General features: G+C 42.7%; 21 protein-coding genes. 8 read left to right on the plus strand and 13 right to left on the minus strand.

What is annotated here, in order from left to right:
* The 5 genes from CJ305_RS18095 to uvrA form a co-directional block, all read right to left on the minus strand.
* Nucleotides 1-320 (minus strand): hypothetical protein (locus tag CJ305_RS18095; protein WP_143469417.1); only part of this gene is annotated, 320 nt, incomplete at its 3' end.
* A gap of 1,357 nt (nucleotides 321-1,677) precedes the next feature.
* On the minus strand, nucleotides 1,678-2,190 hold the full coding sequence (locus CJ305_RS18100) for a hypothetical protein (protein WP_099647683.1): 513 nt from the start codon (nucleotides 2,188-2,190) through the stop codon (nucleotides 1,678-1,680).
* A 57-nt stretch (nucleotides 2,191-2,247) separates the two neighbouring features.
* On the minus strand, nucleotides 2,248-3,681 hold the full coding sequence (gene mnmE, locus CJ305_RS18105) for a tRNA uridine-5-carboxymethylaminomethyl(34) synthesis GTPase MnmE (protein ID WP_099647684.1): 1,434 nt from the start codon (nucleotides 3,679-3,681) through the stop codon (nucleotides 2,248-2,250).
* 219 nt (nucleotides 3,682-3,900) lie between these two features.
* A complete protein-coding gene (locus tag CJ305_RS18110) occupies nucleotides 3,901-4,458 on the minus strand; it encodes a hypothetical protein (protein ID WP_099647685.1) in 558 nt (185 codons plus the stop codon).
* A 273-nt stretch (nucleotides 4,459-4,731) separates the two neighbouring features.
* Entirely contained in the window at nucleotides 4,732-7,518 is a 2,787-nt protein-coding gene (gene uvrA, locus CJ305_RS18115) for an excinuclease ABC subunit UvrA (protein WP_099647700.1), read from the minus strand.
* 234 nt (nucleotides 7,519-7,752) lie between these two features.
* Here uvrA and CJ305_RS18120 point away from each other — a divergent pair, with 234 nt between their 5' ends.
* Nucleotides 7,753-8,337 carry an RNA polymerase sigma factor gene (locus tag CJ305_RS18120; RefSeq protein ID WP_099647686.1) on the plus strand — a complete coding sequence of 195 codons (585 nt, stop codon included), beginning with the start codon at nucleotides 7,753-7,755 and terminating at the stop codon, nucleotides 8,335-8,337.
* Nucleotides 8,338-8,397: 60 nt separating this feature from the next.
* Nucleotides 8,398-8,544 carry a hypothetical protein gene (locus tag CJ305_RS19525; protein ID WP_189319489.1) on the plus strand — a complete coding sequence of 49 codons (147 nt, stop codon included), beginning with the start codon at nucleotides 8,398-8,400 and terminating at the stop codon, nucleotides 8,542-8,544.
* A 60-nt stretch (nucleotides 8,545-8,604) separates the two neighbouring features.
* On the opposite strand, the gene CJ305_RS18125 is transcribed toward CJ305_RS19525, so the two are convergent.
* The 6 genes from CJ305_RS18125 to CJ305_RS18155 all read right to left on the minus strand — a co-directional run bounded on the left by CJ305_RS18125 (nucleotide 8,605) and on the right by CJ305_RS18155 (nucleotide 12,912).
* Entirely contained in the window at nucleotides 8,605-9,255 is a 651-nt protein-coding gene (locus tag CJ305_RS18125; RefSeq protein ID WP_099647687.1) for a hypothetical protein, read from the minus strand.
* A gap of 63 nt (nucleotides 9,256-9,318) precedes the next feature.
* Nucleotides 9,319-9,897: a hypothetical protein gene (locus CJ305_RS18130; protein WP_099647688.1), complete on the minus strand. Its 579-nt coding sequence runs from the start codon at nucleotides 9,895-9,897 to the stop codon at nucleotides 9,319-9,321.
* A gap of 112 nt (nucleotides 9,898-10,009) precedes the next feature.
* Nucleotides 10,010-10,852, minus strand: a complete 843-nt coding sequence (locus CJ305_RS18135; protein ID WP_099647689.1) for a hypothetical protein — start codon at nucleotides 10,850-10,852, stop codon at nucleotides 10,010-10,012.
* 15 nt (nucleotides 10,853-10,867) lie between these two features.
* A complete protein-coding gene (locus CJ305_RS18140) occupies nucleotides 10,868-11,494 on the minus strand; it encodes a hypothetical protein (protein WP_099647690.1) in 627 nt (208 codons plus the stop codon).
* Between the two features lie 249 nt (nucleotides 11,495-11,743).
* On the minus strand, nucleotides 11,744-12,229 hold the full coding sequence (locus CJ305_RS18150; protein ID WP_099647691.1) for a hypothetical protein: 486 nt from the start codon (nucleotides 12,227-12,229) through the stop codon (nucleotides 11,744-11,746).
* Nucleotides 12,230-12,255: 26 nt separating this feature from the next.
* A complete protein-coding gene (locus tag CJ305_RS18155) occupies nucleotides 12,256-12,912 on the minus strand; it encodes an endonuclease III domain-containing protein (RefSeq protein ID WP_099647692.1) in 657 nt (218 codons plus the stop codon).
* A gap of 90 nt (nucleotides 12,913-13,002) precedes the next feature.
* Here CJ305_RS18155 and bcp point away from each other — a divergent pair, with 90 nt between their 5' ends.
* From bcp to CJ305_RS18185, 5 genes are all read left to right on the plus strand, one after another.
* A complete protein-coding gene (bcp, locus tag CJ305_RS18160) occupies nucleotides 13,003-13,458 on the plus strand; it encodes a thioredoxin-dependent thiol peroxidase (protein ID WP_099647693.1) in 456 nt (151 codons plus the stop codon).
* Between the two features lie 266 nt (nucleotides 13,459-13,724).
* Nucleotides 13,725-15,278, plus strand: coding sequence for a PhoX family protein (locus CJ305_RS18170; protein WP_223248928.1), 1,554 nt, complete (start codon nucleotides 13,725-13,727; stop codon nucleotides 15,276-15,278).
* A gap of 71 nt (nucleotides 15,279-15,349) precedes the next feature.
* Nucleotides 15,350-17,179: a cytochrome c peroxidase gene (locus tag CJ305_RS18175; protein WP_099647694.1), complete on the plus strand. Its 1,830-nt coding sequence runs from the start codon at nucleotides 15,350-15,352 to the stop codon at nucleotides 17,177-17,179.
* Nucleotides 17,180-17,245: 66 nt separating this feature from the next.
* Complete coding sequence (locus CJ305_RS18180; RefSeq protein ID WP_099647695.1) at nucleotides 17,246-17,620, plus strand: hypothetical protein; 375 nt, start codon at nucleotides 17,246-17,248, stop codon at nucleotides 17,618-17,620.
* A gap of 107 nt (nucleotides 17,621-17,727) precedes the next feature.
* Entirely contained in the window at nucleotides 17,728-18,234 is a 507-nt protein-coding gene (locus tag CJ305_RS18185) for a hypothetical protein (protein WP_099647696.1), read from the plus strand.
* Nucleotides 18,235-18,311: 77 nt separating this feature from the next.
* Here the strand turns inward: CJ305_RS18185 and CJ305_RS18190 are convergent, their stop codons facing one another.
* A complete protein-coding gene (locus tag CJ305_RS18190) occupies nucleotides 18,312-20,555 on the minus strand; it encodes a S9 family peptidase (RefSeq protein WP_099647697.1) in 2,244 nt (747 codons plus the stop codon).
* The gene (locus CJ305_RS18195) at nucleotides 20,552-21,952 is read right to left on the minus strand and encodes an aminopeptidase P family protein (protein ID WP_099647698.1); all 1,401 of its coding nucleotides are present in this window, start codon (nucleotides 21,950-21,952) and stop codon (nucleotides 20,552-20,554) included. Before CJ305_RS18195 ends, CJ305_RS18190 begins: the two co-directional genes overlap by 4 nt.
* Before the next feature lie 258 nt (nucleotides 21,953-22,210).
* On the opposite strand from CJ305_RS18195, the gene CJ305_RS18200 reads away from it, so the two are divergent.
* On the plus strand, nucleotides 22,211-22,789 hold the full coding sequence (locus CJ305_RS18200; protein WP_099647699.1) for a hypothetical protein: 579 nt from the start codon (nucleotides 22,211-22,213) through the stop codon (nucleotides 22,787-22,789).
* Nucleotides 22,790-22,881: the final 92 nt, after the last annotated feature.

The raw sequence follows: 22,881 nt of genomic DNA on the forward strand, positions 1-22,881 counted from the left end.
GACGTTTTATTTCCTTCTCGGTCATAAGAGTTCCAAGATATTATATTTCCGTATTTTCCTAAAATAGCTTCGCTTGCAATTTGTCCGTTTTCATAGAATTGAGTCTGCTTTCCTGAATGAGTAGTATAGTTTTGTGAGTTGTATTTATAAGTCGTAGTTGTACTTATCCACCAAATTTTTCCATTTTCGTAAAATACGGTGTCGGGTTTAGAGTCAATTTCCTCAAGTTCACTCACTATTTTTTTAAACTTATCTGTATGTTGAGCATTCGATAAATTACAAATCAGGAGTAAGAATATGATTGCTGGAAATCGTTTCATTCAATTGTTTTACAACTTATTATATCAACTCTAATAGTATTAATATCCCCTAAAAATTACCGGATATCAATACTTTAGAGTACTCTTTATAAAAATAGCTTTTTGTCCTTGAAGCAGATTATAGAAACCCGTAAGATATTGAAGCTTTTTGCTTTTAAAGTTTTAGAAGCGAGAGGATTTGAGGTCAAGTAGGGGGGCACTGCTCGGTGTCTGGGAGGGCATAGTGAAAGTAACCAACTTGTTAATAAAAAATTTGTATCTGCTTTTACTCAAACTCCTACTTCCTTCGCCTCAAATCCCATCCCGACAAAACAGTTCATCAATAAGCTGTAATTTCCCGGCTTAGATCCCCGAGTCATACCCGAACCAATCTCGAACGAATACCGAAGCAAACCCCTCTTTTTTTGCTATGACCCTGCAATCGTATGCAATTGTATGCAATGACGTGCAACGGTATGCAATCGCGTGCAATGGCCTGCAGGATATAGGTCGGTGATTGGCTAACTCAACATCTATCCCCGGCCCTTCCTTCGAAGGAAGGGAGCCTGGTAGTATAGATTGAAGAGCCTCCCTTTGGAAGGAGGTATGCTTGTTTGAATTGCGATACAATCGCGTACGAACAGGAGATAAAGCGAGGCTATTTTGAGCTGAGGGATTGAGATCCATTCAACTCTTCGTGTCGAGCAATTTTCGAAATAAGGTAATTAAGCAAATTAATACGCCAGCATCGGCCTACAAAGATTTATCGTAAAAAATTTGAAATGAGTGAGCGTTAAAAATTTTAGACTGTTTGAGCCCACCGGATTATTCTACTTAGCTCAATTAATCAAGGCGAGTTTCTAAAATTTAGCGAGGGAATGATAAATTTAGATAAAGCTTTGTCAGCATAGATTTTTTTGGTTCGTTTTTTCATCAATGGAAAAAATGAACATAACATGTTTGGAACACATAATCTGAAGTTTTATTGAATTTACTACTGGTATTTCAAATTTACCTTTCAACCTGCACTTCGATTGCGCTGCGAATGACAGGTTCAACCGGAATATAAACCTAAGGTAGGCGATACTATTGCGCACGAATTGGGGAGCTTAAACCCGATTTGGCAAGTCTTCACCCGATTAAAATTAGCTTTGTATAGCTAGAACAGGATTTATTAATTAATCAGTATAGCTGTTTCAGAACGGGTTAAAATCAACCCTCAGCCAGGGCATCCCCCAGTTAAAGGCATAGCAAAGCCTAGGATAGAGTATGAAGACTGTATGAAAACAGGTTTTGAAAAGTGAAAATTTCACATTTCATTAACAAATGAAGAGAACAGGGAGGGTGTATCCGGTATCTGTCTTATTTGAATTTTATTTTACTCGCAGATTTTTAAAGTACTAAGATCCTTAGAAGATGGTTTTAAAGTAGCAGGGGGGAAATAATTATCCTCACTACCATCTTCCTTATATTCATACCTTATGACCCCATTTTCATAAGTATAAATGATCCTATTGGCTTCGCCAATAGGATTTCTTAAGATTAATTCTTTAGGTGTATTTACGAGTATGGTATACTCCTCATAATCTAGTTCATTCATTTTAAGTGTATAATAGCAATCTGTTGGCGCCTCGTCCCTGGTATATCTCCAGTAATAGTGTTGTCTTAGTCCATTTGGGTCGGTTCCCGGATTAAAAGTATGGTACTCGCTATATACTTCGAAATTCCAAAACGACTGATATACTTCAGCATCATATTCCAGTTCCCAGACGGCTTCGCTTTGAAGCCTTTCTAAAACACTGGTGTTATTTAAATCATCAGGTTGTACACTATTGTTATTTGTACACGAAAAAAATACTACTGTGCTTAAAAAGGCTATGAAATGTCTCATTATACTAGTTTTTGGTGGGGTAAACTTAAATAAAACTAAACTCTTTTTTAATTTCAACTACTTTCCAATACAAAAATTAGCAAAGATATTGCCCAGCAATTCGTCGTTGGTGACCTGCCCGGTGATCTCCCCAAAATGGTACAATGCTTCCCGAATGTCTATGGCCAGCAGGTCGCCGCTGAGCCCGGCATCAATACCCATTTGTACTTTTTCGATTTCTTCTAAAGCTTTTAAAAGAGCATCGTAATGGCGCGAGTTGGTCACCAGAGTCTCATTATTGCGCAGGGCACCCGTGTTTACAAACTTTAGCAATTGTTCTTTAAGCTCGTCTATACCTGTTCCGCTTTTAGCTGAAATAAGCAAAACGCTGGACTTTACAGTATTTGCCAGTAATTCAAAAAGCTGATTACTTATCGCTTGCTGTTCCGAGTCGGAGAGTTGGTCTATTTTGTTGGCTACCAGAATTAAAGGTTTATCCGGAAAGCGGTTTTTGATTTTTTCTATTTCTATTTGTAAGTCCGTAAATGCGCTACCATCTGTAGCGTTGCCAAAAGCTGATGGGGTGTTGATAAGATAGAGCACCACCTGCGCCTGGCTTATCTTCTCAAAGGTCTTTTTGATCCCCAAACCTTCAATAACGTCTATCGTTTCGCGAATTCCGGCTGTATCAATAAACCGAAATCCAATCCCGCCTATGGAGAGTTCGTCTTCAATGGTATCGCGCGTAGTACCGGCGATATCGCTTACAATGGCGCGTTCCTCGTTAAGCAGCGCATTCAGCAAAGTTGATTTCCCTACGTTGGGTTCGCCTACAATCGCAACCGGTATTCCATTTTTAATCACATTGCCGGTCGCAAAAGAGTCGATAAGGCGTTTTAAAACCCGGGTGATTTTGGCGATAAGCTCCTGAAATTCTTCGCGGTTGGCAAACTCCACATCTTCTTCGGCGAAGTCGAGTTCGAGCTCGATCAGTGAGGCAAAATTGAGCAGTTCCTGGCGCAACTGGGCGATTTCATTACTAAAACCTCCGCGCATTTGCTGCATCGCGATTTGGTGCGCTCCGGCATTATCACTGGCGATCAGGTCGGCCACGGCTTCCGCCTGGCTCAAGTCCATCTTTCCGTTGATAAAGGCCCGCAGGGTAAATTCCCCGGCTTTGGCGGCGCGGCAGCCCTTTCTAAAAAGTAGCTGCAAAATTTCCTGCTGAATATATGGGCTTCCGTGGCAGGAGATCTCAACGGTAGGTTCACCGGTATAGGAGCGTTTTCCTTTAAACAGGGATACTAAAGCCTCGTCAATGATTCGGCTTCCGTCTACAATATTCCCCAGATGCAGGGTATGACTGTCCTGATCTTCCAGAATCTTTCCGCTTTTGGCCTTAAAAACCGAAGAAACAAGCGGGATCGCGTTTTCCCCCGAAACCCGTATGACGGCAATGGCCCCGGCACCCGGAGCAGTCGCTAATGCGGTAATAGTATCTTGAATGTGCATAACGGCAAAATTACAATGTAAACTACCTCGGGGCAAGCCTGCGAGGCATTCAACGTAAAGAAAGCTTTGATTTTGGTGCGAGCCTCAAGTCTTAGCCTTTAGCGGAGCCCATAAAGCAGTCCTGCACGCTCATAAAAAATCCCCGACAAACGAATCTGCCAGGGATTTCCAACTAACCAACCAAAAAATCAACATTATATCCGATTGCCGAATTAAATCTTAATATCTGCGACTACGGTCACCAATGATTTCAATGCTGCCCATATCGCAATCGTCTGCATTTCTATATTTATCTATAAAACCGGTTTGTTTGTAGATGCGACCACCGCGGTCGTAATGCATCTTCATATTTCCGATTCGGTCTAAACGGCCTTTCTTGTAGTTGACGGGAATGTTACCAATGCGGGCAACGCGTCCATCTCTAAAATAATCAAGGCTCAAACGTCCTATCTGTACGGGTAAACCCATTCTGTTATACTGTACATAGCCTCTGCGGTAGTTGTGACCGTTGCGGTACACATCATAACGCCCGGGGTTGTAGACCTCACGTACGTACTGCCCGTTTAAACGTACCGATGAAGGGGTGACGTTAAAATCAAGCGCTCCGTCAGGATATACCAGAAACTCAATACCGTTTTCGATAAACACAACGGGTTGCATAAAGTTTCGGTTTAGATCTACCCGGCGATCCACTTTACGAGGCGGATGGGAGTCTGCAGCCTGCGCAGCAGTTCCAAATGTGAAACACGCTGCTAAAAGAAGTACTATACGTTTCATAATTCTACATTTTAGGATTGAAGTTTTAAGTTTCAATCCGATTACGCTTAGTATATTCCAAAGGGTGTGCCAAATTTTTTAATTCGGAGTTCAGAATGCAGAATTAAGAGTTTTTGTAGTTATATAAAACTCTGTTAATCAATGTTTTATTTTTTAAAAGTGACCGGATGAGAAAAGTATTGGAAATCACCTCAAAACCCAGATGCTACTCTGTAACTGAAATGATTTTTTATGAGCGAAAAAACTTAGCACTCCGCACTCTTAACTCAACATTCACTGAAGCTTCTCCCTCAAATACTCCGCAGTAAAGGATTTTTTGTTTTTAGCTACTTCTTCCGGGGTGCCGGAAGCGATAAGGTGACCGCCATTTTCGCCGCCTTCCAGACCCAAATCGATCACGTGATCGGCGCATTTAATCAAATCGAGGTTATGCTCCACCACAAGAATGGAATGTCCTTTTTTAATCAGCGCCTCAAAGGAAGCCAGCAATTTCTGAATATCGTGAAAATGCAGTCCGGTAGTAGGCTCGTCAAAAATAAACAGGTTTTTCTCTTTGGTCGTTCCTTTTACGAGAAAGGAAGCCAGTTTGATGCGCTGGGCTTCTCCACCTGAGAGGGTAGACGAACTCTGCCCGAGGGTTACATAGCCCAGACCTACGTCCTGTAAAGGCTTGAGTTTGCGGGTGATTTTGTCCTGCTTATTTTCGGTAAAAAAGGCGATGGCATCATCAATGGTCATATTGAGGATATCATCGATGTTTTTGTCTGCAAACGTCACTTCAAGCACTTCTTTTTTAAAACGTTTGCCCTTGCACACTTCACATTCCAGGTGCACATCGGCCATAAACTGCATTTCGATGGTAACCTCGCCCTCACCTTTACAGTTTTCGCAGCGGCCGCCATCTACATTAAACGAGAAATGCTTGGTTTGAAAATTGCGAATTTTACTCAGTTTCTGATCGGCATACAGTGAACGAATATCATCATAGGCCTTGATGTAGGTAACCGGATTGGAACGTGACGAACGACCAATGGGATTCTGATCTACAAATTCGATGTTTTTGATGTTGTCAAACTTGCCTTCAATCCCGGTCATCTGACCCATTTTTTCTCCGTAACCGCCGGTTTCTTTTAGCATAGCAGGGTAGAGCAGCTTTTTAACCAGCGTACTCTTACCACTACCCGAAACCCCGGTTACGGCTACGAATACCCCAAGCGGAAAGCGAACATCTATATTTTTAAGGTTGTTTTCGCGTGCGCCAATGACGTCTACATAGTATTTAGAAGTGCGGCGTTTTGCCGGCACTTTGATTTCCATCGTGCCGTTGAGGTATTTTGCAGTAAGCGATTCACTTTTAAGAATGTCGTCGTAGGTACCTGTGGCCACTACGTTACCACCATAAGTTCCGGCTTCGGGGCCTATGTCTATAATCTCGTCCGCGGCTTTCATAATGTCCTCGTCGTGCTCCACCACAATCACGGTATTGCCCAGATCGCGCAGGCTTTTAAGTACTTCAATAAGGCGCTCGGTGTCTTTAGGATGCAGGCCTATACTGGGCTCGTCCAGAATATACATCGACCCCACCAGGCTGCTTCCCAGGGAAGTTGCCAGGTTGATTCGCTGCGACTCTCCACCCGAAAGTGTGTTGGACTTCCGGTTTAACGTGAGGTAATTAAGTCCCACTTTTGACAGGAATTCGAGTCGGCTTTCAATTTCGGTGAGCAGGCGTTTGGCAATTTTAGCATCGTGTTCGCCCAGTTCGAGGTTTTTAAAGAAATCGGCTACTTTATTGAGCGGCAGGGCAACCAGATCGGTAATGGTCGTACCGTTTATTTTTACGTAATTGGCTTCCTTACGCAGGCGTTTGCCGCCACAGGTTTTGCATTTGGTTTTTCCGCGGTAGCGCGACAGCATCACCCGGTTTTGAATTTTATAAGCTTTTGATTCCAGAAATTCAAAAAACTGATTGATACCTTCAAAATACTGGTTTCCGTTCCACAATACGTCTTTTTGAGCGTCGCTGAGTTCAAAATAGGGTTTGTGAATGGGAAAATCGAATTTATAAGCCGAATTGACCAGCTGATCGCGGTAATAGCTCATACTATCTCCCCGCCAGGGGAATACGGCATTTTCGTAAACCGAAAGCGCGGTATTGGGAATCACCAGATCTTCGTCAATCCCAATCACATCTCCGTAACCTTCGCAGGTAGGACAGGCCCCATACGGATTGTTGAAACTGAACAGATGTACATTGGGCTCCAGAAATTGCATGCCGTCCAGCTCAAAACTATTGCTAAACTGCCGCTGCTTGCCGGTCGCCAGATCTTCAATAAACAATTCGCCCTTACCTTCAAAAAAGGCTGTTTGCACCGCATCGGCGAGGCGGTTTTCAAAGTCCTCATCGTCTTTGGTGATGATTCGGTCCACCACCAGAAAGAGTTTGTCTGTTGAGGTAATGCTTCCGGCTTCTTCAATACGCACCACCTCGTCATTTACCTTAATACGCGCATAACCCTGTTGCTGCAGGATGTTGAGCTTTTCTTCAATCTTTCGGCCTTCTTCCACAAGAAAAGGAGCGAGAAGTAGCAATTTACTGCGCTCTTCAAAAGTTTTGATGTAATTCACCACATCGGTTACCGTATCTTTTTTGACCTCGTCGCCCGAAATGGGGGAGTAGGTCTTGCCTATACGGGCAAAAAGTAGTTTGAGGTAATCGTAAATTTCGGTAGAGGTGCCCACGGTAGACCGCGGATTGGTACTGTTTACCTTTTGCTCAATTGCAATTGCGGGAGCGATACCTTTTATATAGTCTACTTTCGGTTTGTCTAGACGGCCCAAAAACTGCCGTGCGTAAGAGGATAAACTCTCCACATAGCGGCGCTGCCCTTCGGCATACAGGGTATCAAACGCAAGGCTTGATTTCCCGGATCCCGACAAGCCGGTAATCACCACGAGCTTGTTGCGCGGGATGATGGTATTGATATTTTTAAGGTTATGCAGCTTAGCCCCCTTGATGATGATATTTTGTTTAGGGTCAGCTTTAGAAACGTCTACGATCATAGCAATTGAAATAGGAGTGCAAAGATAATTTATAGGAAGCATAACCCCGCATTCTTTTGCCCAACGTCCTGTTAATGTTAAAATTGTAGAGCAGCGTTTGTTTATTTGGAATAATAGTTGTTATATTTGACTCAATATTAACATTTAAGCGAAAGGCCTATATCCGAAAATTACTTTTAAAGTTTTGACCCCGATCCTATAAACGGATCATTTTAACCTACAAAAAGTAATTTTATGGAAGATATGTTAATCTCTGACGCTGTCCTGGTCAGCAACTACCTCAAGGGCGAAGAAGCGGCACTTTCTATACTCATCTCGAGACACCAACAACGCATTTACAGTTTTATTTATTCAAAAGTTTACGATAGGGACGTGACAGAAGATATCTTTCAGGATACCTTTATCAAAGTTATACGCACCTTAAAACGCGGTGGATATAACGAGGAAGGTAAGTTTTTGCCCTGGGTTATGCGCATCTCGCACAACCTCGTGATTGATTATTTCCGTAAAAACAAACGTATGCCCAAGTTTGACAACACCGGGGATTTCAATATTTTTTCGGTTTTGGGTGATCCGGATTTAAATGCTGAAAAGCGTATTATCAAAAATCAGGTAGAAGATGACGTGCGTAAGCTTATTGACGAATTGCCCGAAGATCAGCGCGATGTCCTGGTGATGCGTATCTATAAGGATATGAGTTTTAAAGAAATCGCAGAGCGCACTGATGTGAGTATCAATACGGCTTTAGGACGTATGCGTTATGCCCTGATCAACCTGCGCAAGGTGATTGAGAAAAACAATATAATTTTAACAAATTAGGGTAGAATAAAACCAAAGACTGTGCGTTCTAGTAAGACTAAAAAAACTAAACCACAGTACATGGAAAACCTTTACTCTAAGAAATCTTCTTTAAACCGAAAAAACCTGAATCCTTCTAAGGAAACAGTAGACCGAATATTAAATTATTCGAAAGCCTTAAGTGTTATGAATACCTCAATTGGGAAGGTGGAATCCCTTCTCAATTAAAAGAAAGACCCGCTAAACAGCGGGTCTTTTTTATGGGTATTTAGGTACTTTTTCTGAAGTCTATGAAATAAACAAGAGGGCTATTTCAATTAATTTCCACACACCATTTTCTTTACGGAAATAGACAAGTCCGCCATAACCGCAAAGGCTGCCACATCCACTTGAATACTCAAAGAGAGCCTGATCATTGGTTTCGTTAAATGAAATGCGACTTAGAGATATAAAGCCTTGTGAGTTTGGATAAATTTGATGGAAATAGTTCCAAAACGGGATATCGTCACCGGGAGCGTTTTTATCCGGCGCATTTTCCTGTATATAATCAAGTTCTTCCTGAGAAATTAAGGAGACTTTTTTTGCGGCAATGGAAAAGCGATTATCCAGAAATAATGGAGTTGTATTGATCTCAACCTGATCGGCAAGTAATTGCGTATCATAACCTTCAAAGCGTGTATTTAGATCATTTCTTTGATTATCTGAATCAGAATTGATTATGTAATTTGATACCCAGGCACTTGTTTTTTGCTCAACGACAATATCATTTAAACCCGACCATTCTTCTAAAAATAAACTGTAAAGCTCATATTCCTCCTGCGAAAATTCATCAGGAGTCTGTAGCTCAAATTCCGGATAATCGTCCGGTTCATCATCTGTAGAACAGCTGCTGGTTAGCATTAAAAAAAGGCTTAGGCTTAAGAGTTGGAGATACTTCATAGCTTACTACTCGTGTTATATTTTTAAAACTAACCAATTAGTTTTAAAATAGCTATAGTTAAATCAGTTTTGTGGAAAAGTAAACGAAAACGCCACACCAATCGAATGGGCTGAAAAGCTGTAGTCAAACTCATTTTTATAGTTGATCGCTGTATAGGTTAGCGCAACCCAACGCCAGCCGAACTCAAGGCGTCCGCCCAGTCCGCTGCTCAGGTCGGCATCAGGGACAAAACCATCTCCCTTAAACCGAATGAGTTGATGGGTGGTGAGCCCGGCGCCCAGTCTAAAGTCTTCATTGATCTTGTAATAGCCCAACAGGTTGATGGGAAATCGCGTAAGCCTGATGTTTGCATTGTCTGCTGCGGTAGTGACATACTTAAAACCAACGGTACCCCGCAACATAAAAGACTTCAGATCTTTAAAATGGAATTCGCCACCTACGGCCGCATACCCACCCTGACCGGCACGCATTTTTTGATCACCACCTTCTTCAAAATAGACGGTTAGAATTTCTTCCCCGCCAAATTCTCCGCCGGCTTCGACCAGAAATTTGGCACCTCCCGGAGCAGTGATTTGCTGTGCAGAAAGGCTTTCGTAATTGATTAGCACTAAAAGAGATAGTAGCGTAAAAATAGATTTCATAAGTATTCAATAATTCGTGTTATTGAAATCTAATGTAGTTTATAATCAAATAGAAAAATGATAATTTTTTTCGGGAGTTGTTGCCATTACCTTGTAAATCAATTGCCTTTTTTCATTTTTCGGCTTGCGTGTAAGCCATTAGCTCATTACCAAATTGATCCAGCAATTTTAAATCCCCGGCAGTGCTTAAATCGTAGGTCCATCCAAAGGGTTCATTTTCGATCCTGTATATTTTTTTTGAAGGAGTTTCAGAGACCAGATTCAATTTATGGCGATAGTGACTTCTAGTAATGTAAAGAGCATCATCTTCTAAAAGAACTATACTAAAAGTTCGTTCGTCCAAAAGTCCTTTTAGTTCTTCAACATACCAGGAATTCAGGGTTTTCAACTTTTGAAGAGCCTGTGTGGCCTTATGCTTTTCAAATGCTTTTAGCAAATTTGGAATAACTGCAATTTCAGAATACGGATTGAGTTTTTCTAACAAAGCAGGATATTTATCGTCTTTCTGAAATAACGAATAGCTGTAAAAACTGAGGGAAATGCTCTCCAATTGATAGGCAGGAAAGCCTCCGCCCATTTGTGTAATTGCTCCATCACCTGCATTAACGCAGTCTGTAATTATGGGCCAAAAGGCAAGGAGACTTTCGCTCACTGAAGAATGTACAAAATTCAGTACGGGTGCGGGACTATACACGTTGTAAGCCTCGACTCCATGTTGTTCAAACATTAAAGCCGTTCTAACCATAAGATCAATAGACAGCGAGTCGAACTTCTTTACAGGGCCAGTTTTCATTAAAACCTGCTGATCGAGTTGCACAATACTATCCCAAAAGGCCTTGTATTCGGTTTTGGTTTTGAGTTCTTTAATCTTGGTGCGGTAGTGTTCTGTAGGTATCTGAGCGAAAGAAGGAATTGTAAACAAGGTTAAAAGTAAAATCAGGAATCTGGAATACATACTTTAAAATTCGAGTTAAAATTTCAGCTCTAGGCTGTTAAGAATAGTATTTAAGATAGCCGTATCTTCGTCGTTTTCTACGGTATTTAAAACAATTAATAGGACTCCCTGATCTTTTTTACCGTGCGCAAAAGCCGTATAGATTTCTTTTTCACCATTATACTCCATAATAATGCGCTTCCCCTTAAGAGTCTGTCCGCTTTTAAGATCAAGACTGTAAGGTTCTTCCTTTTTACTATATCCGTAATTCAAACTTTCTTTGGTGATTTCATTAAGAATGAGATCTATAATGCTTTCCGGATTTATGAAGTTGTATTCCTGAACAAGTACTCCGTTGCCTGTTGCGCGCATAGCCATTATTTGTATCAGGCCCTCTTCTACAGGAATTTTTGAAAGCGTCACGGCATTTGGATACAGAAATGTAAGCATCTCATCTTCATAGGTTAGCAGATCGGGCTGTACCAGCTTCAAATTGATCTCTTTTCCAGACTTGAGCGTATACTTTAAATCTTTGTTGAGATCTACTCTCAACGAATCGCCGTCGATAAGCAAAATATAATGTTCTTTGTTTTGAGCCTGAAGAAGGCCTGTTGCCAGAAGTAAAAAAAGTAGGGATAAGGTTTTTTTAATAATACAATTCATTTTTTACGGGTTGTGATATTTTAATTTTAGATGCTGAACAGATTTAGTTTTACTTGAAGTAAGTAAACAGAATTGTAAAATTACGTTATGGAAAAATCTCTTTCTTACGGAATTCCACATTTGGAGTAAATAAAAGCCAATGGCTTTATTTCCTTCCTTTATTCCACTCCTCAATCACTTTTTTGCGACCAATTGTTGCCATGATGATGTCTTTTTCCAGATCCCAGCCGCGTGCGGGTAATAAACGTATTAACATATTTTCCACCAAAAAAGCTTCCACTGGTGTTTGAATCCACCTAATTCCCAGTTAAGATCAAACCTTTGTTTATCTCCTTTTACATAAGGAGGAATGGCTAACTTGGAATGTATCATAGGGGAATCCTGGCTAACTTTTTTATGGTATTCTTTATCAAGAGAACTTTTTAGAAAGTACTGAATTTCTATAAGACTTATATTTTTTGAAGATTTGTAGATGAATAGATTTAGATCATACAAGTCTTTGTATAAGTGGGTAAGTTCGGCGACAACTTCATTTAAGAACCTTGGCTTTTTGTCTTTATTTTTTCTTTTTCTAAGTTTTCTTACTTCGAGAAAGTTCTCGTTTGAATTATTTTCAATTTTACTGGTTATATAAAGACAATTTTCTGAAACTGGGTATAGCGACCTTGATTTGGCCAATTCGAGCAATTGCCTTGTTTCTGCTTTCAAATAGATATGAAGATCTTCTTTGATCATCTTTTAACCTTAAAAAGCCAACGGCTTTATTTCCTTCCTTTATTCCACTCCTCAATCACTTTTTTGCGACCAATCGTTGCCGTGATGATATCTTTTTCCAGATCCCAGCCGCGTGCGGGGCTATATTGACGCCCGTACCAGATGATCTGTAAATGCAGGTCGTTCCACAAATGTTCGGGGAAGAGACGCTTGGCATCTTTTTCGGTTTGTACCACGTTTTTGCCGGTGGTCAGTCCCCAGCGGTACATCAGGCGGTGTATGTGCGTATCTACCGGAAAAGCCGGGATATTAAAAGCCTGTGCTACCACCACGCTGGCTGTTTTATGACCTACGGCAGGCAATTGCTCGAGTTCTTCAATACTTTCCGGGACCCTTCCGTTGTACTTATCAATTAAAATATGGGAGAGTCCGTGAATACCTTTGGCCTTCATCGGCGATAAACCCACGGGTTTTATAATTTCCCGTATTTCTTCCACCGTAAGCTTTACCATATCATAAGGATTATCTGCTACCTCAAATAGCAGGGGCGTGATCTGGTTTACCTTAACATCGGTACTTTGGGCACTCATCAAAACCGCGATAAGCAGGGTGTAGGGATCTTTATGGTCTAACGGAATGGGAATCTGGGGATACAGGCGCTTTAACGTATCTATAACAAAGCTAACCTTCTCGGCCTTGGTCATAATCTTTAAATTTATAGTCTTTAGGCAAAAGAACTTCTTATTGCCTTAAAATTTGAATAATAATACCAATAATAATCTAAATAGAACGCTATGAATATGCTTAAAGAAGGGGATAAAGTTCCCGCATTTACCACAACTGATCAGGATGGCAACACCATAAACTGGAGTGATTATGCCGATAAGAAGGTGGTGGTATTCTTTTACCCAAAAGCCTCAACGCCTGGCTGTACTGCTGAAGCCTGCAACCTGAGAGACCACTATAAAGAACTTCAGGATCAGGGTTACGCCATTCTGGGAGTAAGCGCAGATTCTGAAAAGCGCCAAAGTAACTTTAAGGAGAAATACGAATTTCCGTTCCCCTTACTGGCCGATGAAGACAAGACCGTGATCAATGCCTTTGGCGTCTGGGGCCCTAAAAAGTTTATGGGTAAGGAGTACGACGGCATTCACCGTACCACTTTTATTGTAGAAAACGGCACGGTTGCCCGGGTGATTGATAAGGTGAAAACTAAAGATCACGCCGCTCAGATTTTAAGCGAAGCCTAAGTCTCCGGTTTTCAATGTTAATTTAAAAGTCTGTCCTGAAAGGGCAGACTTTTTTTATGCCTTGCTGCTTAGTGTCTGATTTACAAGGGTTTTTCTCGACAGTAGTTTACATAACTCCTTAGAATACGTTTAAATAGTAATGTTTTCGTAACATTTTTAACATTTAATTTAAAGAAACGTAATCCAAACACGATTTTACATTAACCTTCTCCAAGTGTCATCTGGCTAGTTTTGAAACAAACTAAAAAATCAAAAACTATTTAAAGATGATTACAATTAAAAGACTTGTATTTAATCTGATGCTTCTGGGTGCTGCCGGAAGTGTTTTTACTTCTTGTGAAGTAGAAGACGGGGTTGACGGTGTAGATGGCGTTGACGGAGAAAACGGTGTAGATGGTGTAGATGGCCAGGACGGTCAGGATTTTACTCCAGACCCGGGAATGTTTTCAGACAAATCAAATCTGGCTCCGCTTGTGGCCATGATGCCGCAATTTAACTATGTAAAGGCCTATTCCATTATCAGTTCGTCTGATACCTTGAGCAACGACTTTAAATTGGTAGGTGCTCAGGATGGTGCCGGTTTTCTTAAGGATCCTAACAGTGATGGTTATATCTATGTGGTAAATGCCGAAGATACCTATGCGGTATCGCGCATTATGCTTGATAAAAACCTGAAGCCTCTAAGCGGCGAGTGGTTATTAAACTCAAGTGTGGCAGACTATGCCCGTCAGTGTAGCGGTACTATGTGGGAAGCTGCGATCCATGGCGGTTCTCAGGATTTATACCTTTCGGCTTCTGAAAGTATCAATTATGACGTAAAAGGTATTGACCCGTACATGACTCCTGATCCGGATGCGGACTTTGGTCTGGATGCTTTGGGTGAATTTTCATGGGAAAATGCGGTGCCGCTTCCACAAGGTGCCTATGCCGGTAAGACCGTAATCATTGGTGGTGATGACGACTCCAGTGGTTCTGAAGGTCAGGTTACTATGTACCTTTCTGAAAACGGAGATGCCGATTTAGAGAACGGTAAAATCTATGTGCTTCGCTTTAAAGAAATAGCTGACGGTGCAGGCGGCAAAAAAGCGGTTGAGGCCGGTAAAATTTACAATGAGGGCAACCTGGATTTCCAGAAGTCTTACGACGTGGAATTTGTTGAAATCGTTAATGGTAAGGATATGACCAAAGATGAAATGGAAACCGCTTGTGTTGGGGTTCAGGCTTCGGCTTTTATGCGTGTGGAAGATGTAGATTACCAAAAAGGTTCTGATGCTAAAGGTCGAAATGTATTTTTCGCAGTAACCGGTCGTGGTCCCGGAAGAGGAACTTATAACGATTGGGGAACCGTTTACAAGTTAGAATTGGATGAGACCAATCCGCTGGAAGGTAAATTGACTCAAATCATAAGTGGAAATACCGATTCTAACAATGCAGACGGAAACGTGTCTTTGTTACAGAGTCCTGATAATATTTGTGTGACCGAAAACTTTGTATACTTTCAGGAAGATCCTAACTCGTTTTCCAGAAATCACGCGGCTTACATTTACCAGTCTGACCTTAACGGTAACAATGCCCGCCCGGTGCTTGAGATGGTAATCCGTCAGGATCTTGTAGAAAACGGAAGCTCCGGATTTAGCGGGGAGTATGGTGCTTTGATCGATATTTCAGATAAAGTAGGCGTGCCCGGTACGTTTATTTTGAACTTACAACCACACTACTGGACTAATGCTTCTTTTGCAGGCCGTGACGGTCATACGCTAGAAGGTGCCGAAGATACTCAGGGAGGACAGATCGTGATTCTACAGGGTCTTCCCAGATAAGTAAAAACAAACTAATCAACCTTAAAACCTCCGGCTTTGACTCCGGGGGTTTTTGACGTAAAACACACTCGATGTATTCTACTAAACACCTGGTTACAGGTCTTCTTGTTTGCCTGATTTTAGCTTCCTGCAAAGAAAATAAACCGGCCCTGGAAAACTATGAAATTGCCGTAGACTGGCAACCTGCGCATCAGTATTATTTCAAGCACATTAACGAGACGGCTGCCTATCTCGATAGTTTAAATGGAGTGTCTTCTTCTGATTCTTTGGCTAAAATTTACTTTATCAAAGCCCGCGAAGCCTTTAAAAAAGCCGAACCCTATGCATCCTATCTCAATCCGCCGGTGGGGCATCAGGCTAACGGTCCGGCATTGCCGCGCCTTACCGATGACACGCAGCGCGTGCTGCAACCCATAGGTTTACAACGCCTGGAAGAATCTATTTATGAAGGCGCTGAAGATGAGGCGCTTTTTAAACACGAACTTAAATTGACCCGAGGTCTGATAAGTGTACTTCAAAAGAATGTGGGCCAACGCCAGCTGGATGCACAGCGCTTTTTTATCGCGACGCATCAGCAGTTGATGCGGGTGCTGAGCTTTGGCATTTCCGGTTTTGACACTCCTGTAAGCGGACTCGGTTTGAAAGAAACCGCACAATCGCTGGAGTCGCTTAAAACCGTGTACGAATTGTCTCTTCAGGAATTGATTAAGCAAAAGGATAAGCAGACTGATCAAAAGTTTACTGAAGCCATTGATGCCGCGGTAGCTTTTATTCGAAAGGATACTGATTTTGAGACTTTTGATCGCTATACTTTTGTGCGGGACTATCTAAATCCCGTTACGCGAGCCTGGGTAGAGATCCGGAAAACAGCCGCGATTTGGGAACCGGTAAACACTCAGGCCTATAATTTTGATGCGCCTACCTTTTTTGAAAACAATTCTTTTAATGTGGAATTCTTCAGAAGGGTGACCAACCGGAATCCTTCGGAAGCACAGATCGCTTTAGGAAAGCGCCTCTTTTTTGATGTGAAATTGTCAAAAGATGGTTCTATGGCTTGCGCCACCTGCCACATTCCGGAAAAAGCCTATGCCGATGGACTGGTGACTAATTTTAGCAATGCCGGAACTTCGTTAAAACGCAATTCGCCAACGCTGATCAATTCGGTTTTTCAGCAGGCGTTTTTCTGGGAGGGGCGCGCTCCTGATTTGATGGCGCAGATTTCCGGGGTGTTTACCAATGCCGAAGAATTCAACAGCAGTGTTCATGAGTTTTCAGAGGAAATCCTTCAGGATTCTGCCTATGTTGAAGCCTTTCAGGAAGTTTTTGATACCAAAAAATTAACCAACGATCAGGCGATTATGGCTTTGTCCTCTTACATTTCGACCCTGAATGCTTTCGATTCTAAATTTGACCGAAATATGCGTGGGGAGGAAGATAGCTTTACCGAATCTGAAAAGCTGGGAATGAATCTGTTTATGGGTAAAGCCCTGTGTGCGACCTGTCATTTTATGCCCTTAACCGGCGGAACGGTGCCGCCTTTTTTCGCAGAAACCGAGAAAGAAGTCATAGGTGTGCCCGAGACTGCAGCTAATAAACAATTGGATGACGACTTAGGTTTTTACTTTATGTATGAAGAACCTATACAACGCGGCATGTTTAAAACGCCTACCGTGCGCAATGCAGGGGTGACCGCACCCTATATGCACAACGGGGTTTATGCCACGCTTGAGGAGGTGATGGATTTTTACAACAAAGGGGGTGGGGCAGGCCTCGGTTTTGAGCTGCCGCATCAGACCCTGCCTTTTGATAACCTGCAACTGGATGCTAAGGAACTACAGGCGTTGACCGACTTTGTAAGGACCCTGACCGACACTGATGTAGAGTCTGAATATTCCAATTAGGCCTCAATATTTTTTAGAAAAATTGGCAGCAACTTAACAGTTGCTGCTCTACATTTGTGGGGTATTATGAAGCAAATATTTCAAGCATTCTGGTTGTGTCTGTTCCTGTTTTTTACAGCGGGCGGTTCTTCCTATGCTTTAGATTTAAATCTTCAGTCTGATCGCGCTGAGGCTCCTGCTTCTAAGCATCAGTTTGAAACGGGCCACGTCAACGATCAGGCTCTGGGCGCGGTGGAGTTTGTTTTAAGCACCCCCGAACAGCTTCTGCAACCTCAGGAAGATGGCGCTGCGTCGGTCTTTCCATTTGATTTTTACAGAAGCAGTATTGTAAACCTGCATTTCTATCCTGATCAGGAATCGAAGTATATTAAGGCTTCAGCCCTGATTATTCCGGGTCTCAGCAGTTTGCGGTTGATCTTTCCGTTTCATTTGTTTCCCTAAGTTTTAGTTTGTTTTCCGTTTTGCAATTGACGCAGTCCTACGGGCCTGGGTCGATTTTTCGATGCTTTGCATCCAATTCTTATATAAACAACACAAAACTTCTTACAATGAAAATAGATATGATCCTCGTATTTGCCGTAGTTACCGGCTTTGTAGCAATTCCTTATATAGCCTTTATCCTTTTTGGATCTGGCGCTACAAAAAAAGTGGCCTCACGCCTTAAAGCAGAAGCTGCCCGTCAGGGTATAAATCTGGAACAAAAAGAAGCCTGGAACGGTCGTGAGATCGCTTTAGATACACAGAAAAATAAGCTGCTCTTTGGTCAGCTTCTAGACGAAAAAGTCTTACTGCAACAGGTTGATTTAAATACCGTAAGTGGTGTTAATCTTATAGAAAATGTAGTGACCAAAAAGATAGACGGGAAGCTTCAGCACACCCTTGAAGGTGTAGGTCTGGAGCTGGTTTCTAAAACCAGCCAGACTTCTTCAATCATCAACTTCTACGATTCTGAACTTGATGCGGCTCAGAACTATGAGGTGAAGCGTGCTAAAAAATGGAAGGAACTTATTGAGGCGCAGCTTGCGCCTGCAAGACGTACCGCCGTAGCGGCATGATAATGCACTCCTAAAACCAGAAAACCCACAAGTTGATTGAGCTTGTGGGTTTTTCAGTTTTTAAAGGCTGGCTTGATTTACTTTTTGTTATGCTCAAAAAGGTAATTGGTAAGCAGCGTATATAAGTGTCTGCGGGTGTTGGCGCCCTCATAAATACCGTGCGAACGGTTGGGATAGGCCATCATCGTAAATTGTTTGTTGTTTGCAATGAGTTCGTTAACCAAAAATTCCATATTCTGATAGTGTACATTGTCGTCGCCCGTACCGTGAACGATAAGCAGGTTACCCTCCAGATTTTTAGCATAGGTGGCAGGCGAACCTTCCACAAAATCTTCTTTGTTTTCCTGCGGAAGTCCCATATACCGCTCCTGATAGACGTTGTCGTAGAACAATTGATTAGCCACTGGCGCTACAGACATTCCGGTTGTATAGATTTCCGGATAGCGGAACATCAGGTTGAGCGTCATCGAGCCACCGCCGCTCCAGCCCCATACCGAAACACGATCTGCATCCAGGAAGCCCCAGTCGTTCAGTAATTTTTTAGTAGCCATTGCCTGATCGCGCGAATTGATCACGCCCACCTTCCGATAAATCGATTTACGCCAGTCGCTGCCCTTCAGGGAAGGTGTACCGCGGTTGTCAAGGTTGATGATCACAAAACCGTTTTGGGCCAAAAAGATGTCGTACATCCCAATAAAATTATCGGTAGCCATTTGCCCCCAGGGTTCGCCATAGACGTGAAAGAGCACCGGGTATTTTTTGTTTGGATCAAAATCTGTGGGTTTGGTAATGCGGCCTTCCACCACAATGCCGTCTTCGGTTTCCACCTGAAAGAAATCGGTTTCCGGAAAATCGAGTTGAGCCAATTTCTCTTTCAATGCAGTATTAGCTACGAGCACTTTGATCGTCTTGTGATCGGGCAGGCTGATGAGTCGCGTGGTGGTAGGGGTATTTACGTCGGTATGGTTGTGAATGGCAAACTCACCATTTGGAGCGATTTGATAAGTGTTGATGCCTTCATATTCGACAGGAGTAAGGCGTTTGGGTTTGCCTTTTCCGCTGAGTGAGGCTTCAAACAGATACCGCTGCGCAGGGTCTTCCGGCGAAGCCGAAAAAAATACCTTTTTAGCATTGGCAGTATAAAAAGCCGCCACGTCATAATCGCCCGGGGTGAGTACCGTTTTTTTACCGGTTTTTAAATCAATCTTGTAAATATGCCGCCAGGCATCATTTTCGGTCATACGCAAAAACGCATCCTTATCTTCGGTAAGCAACAAATCATTTTGACCCCATTGATTGGCCGAAACATCAGGGTATTGCAGATCAACCCAGGTATCTTCGGTCTCGGTGTACACGTTTTTAATACTTTGGGTGGAAGGCTTAAAGGTGTAAATCTTGAGGGTATTTTGCTTACGGTTAAGTTGCTGAATCAGGAGCAAATCGGCATCAACCCATTGAATTGCCGGAATGTAATGCTGCACCGGGTCGCCGGGAACCGGAATCCAGCTGGTTTCTTTAGTTTCGGTGTTTACGATACCTACTTTGGCTGATGAAGGATCATAACCCACTTTGGGATATTGAATGGGGATGGGTTTAGAATACACCGAATCGGTCGTGTTGATCATATAAAACGTGCCTATTTCGGAAGCATCCAGTTGCCAATACGCGATGTGTTCGCCATCAGGACTCCAGCGGAAGCCGTCGCGGGCGCCAAATTCTTCCTCATACACCCAGTCAAAAGTTCCGTTGATGATGTCGCCGTTTCCGTCCTGAGTGAGCTGCGTTACCTTACCGGTGTTGAAGTTTTCTTCGTACAAATTGAAGCCTGATACGTAAGCCACATGCTCGTTAGAATCTGAAAACTTGGCAAACATTAAGGACGAAGCAGGTAGCTGTGTGCCCAGTTGCTTCAGTTTTTGAGTGTCAAAATCGTAAACCCAGTAATCGCCTTTGGTGTTGGAACGCCATACCCGGCTGGTGTTTGTGAATATAAGCACCTTGCTTTCGTCATTTGAAAGGCTGAAATCGGCCACATTGAGCGCCTGATTTGCACCTTCAGGAGTAAGCGCGTTTGCACTCAGAAAAACCGAACGTTCATTTGATTTACTCTCGTATTTGATGAGTTGGTCATTACCGTTTTCATTTTCGATAATGACAAAAGCATCGCCCTCGTTGATCCACGAGATCGAGCGGGCACGGTCTGCGTTGAATTCGCCGGAGTTATAGATCCGGTCGAGCGTTAATTTTGCAGGGTCGGTTTCCTGTGCGTTTACCGCCAGACCGGCGCTTATTACTAGAAAGAGGACAAAAAGATTTCTCATAATTTTTGGTTGTTTCGTAAGGCTTCAATTTCTTCGGCGGTTTTGGCTAAAGGTTCACCCAACAGTTTGCTTCCGGTTTTGGTAATGACAAAATCTTCCTCAACGCGTATTCCACCAAAAGTTTTGAACTGCTCCACCGCATCATAATTTACAAAGTCGAGGTATTTGCCTTCCGCTCTGCGCTCGTCAATTAAAAACGGATTGAAATATAACCCGGGTTCTACCGTAAGCACAAAATCTTCCTGCAGTTCTTTGCCCAGACGCAGGGATTTCAGGCCAAACTCGGTGCTTTTCTTCAGTTCGGGCGTATAGCCCACATATTCCTCGCCCAGATTTTCCATATCGTGGATGTCGAGCCCCATCATATGCCCCAGTCCGCACTGAAAGAACAGGGTATGTGCCCCCGTTGCCACGGCGTCATCGGCATTGCCTTTCATCAGACCGAGATCGGTAAGGCCTTCTACCAGTTTTTTGGAGGCCAAAAGATGCACGTCTTTAAAGCGTATTCCCGGTTTTAAAGCGGCAACCGCCGTATTGTGCGCGTTGAGTACGATGTTGTAGACATCTTTTTGCAGCGGACTAAAACGTTGACCCGCCGGGAAGGTGCGTGTCATATCGCCGCCATAACCCATGGTGTTGTAAGCGCCACAGTCGCAAAGCACCAGATCACCATCCTGCAATACGGTTTGCGAAGCGTGATTGTGCAGGTATTGGCCGTCTTTGGTAAGAATGATGGGGAATGCGAGTCCGCCACCACCGCTCACGGCAATGCCATTTAACTGGCCGGCCATCTGCATTTCGGTCATACCGGGACGGGTATTTACAATGGCATGTTTGTGCATCGCACGGGTGATGTTTACCGCTTCTTCCAGTTGTACCAGTTCTTCGGCAGTTTTGCGTTCGCGCTGGGCAACGATGGCTTTGATAAGCGGTACCGATTTATGTGCGTCGAGTTCTTTGACGGGAATATTCAGCAAATCGCTCAGGGCAATTTTTTGTTCAAAGCGATAAGGTGGAAGGTAATGCACCTGCCGGCCTTTGCCGAGTTGTGTTTTGAGGTAGGTATCGATTTCCTTTAGTGGTTTGACGGTCTTGAAACCGGATTTCTCCGCGTAGCTTTCCAGTTTTTCGGTAGCGCCCACCCAGACTTTTTGTTCTGCGGTGGTGTTGTTGCCAAAAAGGATTTCTTCATCGGTATCCAAATTGATCAAAAAATACAGATCGGGAATGTGGTCAATACCGGTGTAGTATAAAAAGCTGCTGTCTTGCTTAAAAGGGTACCAGTTGTCAGCATAATTCATCGGGCTTTCGCCGTTTCCGGGAAAGAGGATGATGCCGGTTTTGAGGGTATTTTTAAGTATGGCGCGTCTTTCGACGTAGGTTTCTTTAGGGAACATGCGGTTCAAGTGTTTTTTAAAGTGTCTTTCTGCTAAGTTATCAAAAGGCGAGGAGATGGGCTGTTTATCGATTATCAGGAAGTATGCATTTTTTAGCAAGAGGTTGTGGTACGATTTGAAATAAACAATAATTATTAAAAGTATTAACAAACAGGTGTTTTAAGGTTAAAATGTCCCCAATTGAGAAGCAGTTAACGCAATTCACATCATCAGACCCTTAGATTGCAGTTAAACAATTGATAACCAAAACAGAATATTATGAAGAAATTTATCTTACCCTTAGGTCTTGCGGTAGCCTTACTAACGAGCTGCGATATCAATAAAAAAGAATCTGGCGAACTGCCTGAAGTAGATGTTGATGTAGAAACTGAAGCCGGTGAATTACCCGAATATGATGTGGACTGGGCCGAAGTAGACATCAGTACCCGCACAGAAATGGTAGAAGTACCGAAAGTGGTTGTAGTGATGGAAGAAGAAGAGGTTGAGGTTCCTACCATTGATGTGAATATGCCTGACGAAGATAATGTGGAACAAAGTCTGGTAGTCGAAGCCGAAATCACCGGAACCGAGAAAGATTTAGAAATTCAGGAAGTACGCGCAACCAACAAAATGCTTTACGTAATTGCTAAACTGGAAGATATGGGAACTGATATTCAGGATCAGACCATGCGTATTCAGGATCAGGTAAACCTAAATGCCCCCGATATGATTGTAAAATATATCATTGTAGGCGAGCGTCCTGATCGGGTGTACAATAATAAAAACGCGTTCTATAACACGATGAACGACTTACCCCAGAATGTTAAAGATGCTGATGTAATTTATAGCAGAAGCTAAATAAGACCCTATATCATTAATGCTAAAGGAGACCCGCGAGGGTCTCTTTTTTTAATAGTAGGAGCACTATCTCATAAAGTGTGTAACTAAAA

It is taken from the genome of Leeuwenhoekiella nanhaiensis (assembly GCF_002744755.1).
Taxonomy (GTDB): domain Bacteria; phylum Bacteroidota; class Bacteroidia; order Flavobacteriales; family Flavobacteriaceae; genus Leeuwenhoekiella; species Leeuwenhoekiella nanhaiensis.

Bases quoted from the DNA above. Each gene is read 5' to 3' on its own strand.
- CJ305_RS18100 (WP_099647683.1), bottom strand. From the start codon at position 2,190: ATGAGACATTTCATAGCCTTTTTAAGCACAGTAGTATTTTTTTCGTGT.
- mnmE (WP_099647684.1), bottom strand. From the start codon at position 3,681: ATGCACATTCAAGATACTATTACCGCATTAGCGACTGCTCCGGGTGCC.
- CJ305_RS18110 (WP_099647685.1), bottom strand. From the start codon at position 4,458: ATGAAACGTATAGTACTTCTTTTAGCAGCGTGTTTCACATTTGGAACT.
- uvrA (WP_099647700.1), bottom strand. From the start codon at position 7,518: ATGATCGTAGACGTTTCTAAAGCTGACCCTAAACAAAATATCATCATC.
- CJ305_RS18120 (WP_099647686.1), top strand. From the start codon at position 7,753: ATGGAAGATATGTTAATCTCTGACGCTGTCCTGGTCAGCAACTACCTC.
- CJ305_RS19525 (WP_189319489.1), top strand. From the start codon at position 8,398: ATGGAAAACCTTTACTCTAAGAAATCTTCTTTAAACCGAAAAAACCTG.
- CJ305_RS18125 (WP_099647687.1), bottom strand. From the start codon at position 9,255: ATGAAGTATCTCCAACTCTTAAGCCTAAGCCTTTTTTTAATGCTAACC.
- CJ305_RS18130 (WP_099647688.1), bottom strand. From the start codon at position 9,897: ATGAAATCTATTTTTACGCTACTATCTCTTTTAGTGCTAATCAATTAC.
- CJ305_RS18135 (WP_099647689.1), bottom strand. From the start codon at position 10,852: ATGTATTCCAGATTCCTGATTTTACTTTTAACCTTGTTTACAATTCCT.
- CJ305_RS18140 (WP_099647690.1), bottom strand. From the start codon at position 11,494: ATGAATTGTATTATTAAAAAAACCTTATCCCTACTTTTTTTACTTCTG.
- CJ305_RS18150 (WP_099647691.1), bottom strand. From the start codon at position 12,229: ATGATCAAAGAAGATCTTCATATCTATTTGAAAGCAGAAACAAGGCAA.
- CJ305_RS18155 (WP_099647692.1), bottom strand. From the start codon at position 12,912: ATGACCAAGGCCGAGAAGGTTAGCTTTGTTATAGATACGTTAAAGCGC.
- bcp (WP_099647693.1), top strand. From the start codon at position 13,003: ATGAATATGCTTAAAGAAGGGGATAAAGTTCCCGCATTTACCACAACT.
- CJ305_RS18170 (WP_223248928.1), top strand. From the start codon at position 13,725: ATGATTACAATTAAAAGACTTGTATTTAATCTGATGCTTCTGGGTGCT.
- CJ305_RS18175 (WP_099647694.1), top strand. From the start codon at position 15,350: ATGTATTCTACTAAACACCTGGTTACAGGTCTTCTTGTTTGCCTGATT.
- CJ305_RS18180 (WP_099647695.1), top strand. From the start codon at position 17,246: ATGAAGCAAATATTTCAAGCATTCTGGTTGTGTCTGTTCCTGTTTTTT.
- CJ305_RS18185 (WP_099647696.1), top strand. From the start codon at position 17,728: ATGAAAATAGATATGATCCTCGTATTTGCCGTAGTTACCGGCTTTGTA.
- CJ305_RS18190 (WP_099647697.1), bottom strand. From the start codon at position 20,555: ATGAGAAATCTTTTTGTCCTCTTTCTAGTAATAAGCGCCGGTCTGGCG.
- CJ305_RS18195 (WP_099647698.1), bottom strand. From the start codon at position 21,952: ATGTTCCCTAAAGAAACCTACGTCGAAAGACGCGCCATACTTAAAAAT.
- CJ305_RS18200 (WP_099647699.1), top strand. From the start codon at position 22,211: ATGAAGAAATTTATCTTACCCTTAGGTCTTGCGGTAGCCTTACTAACG.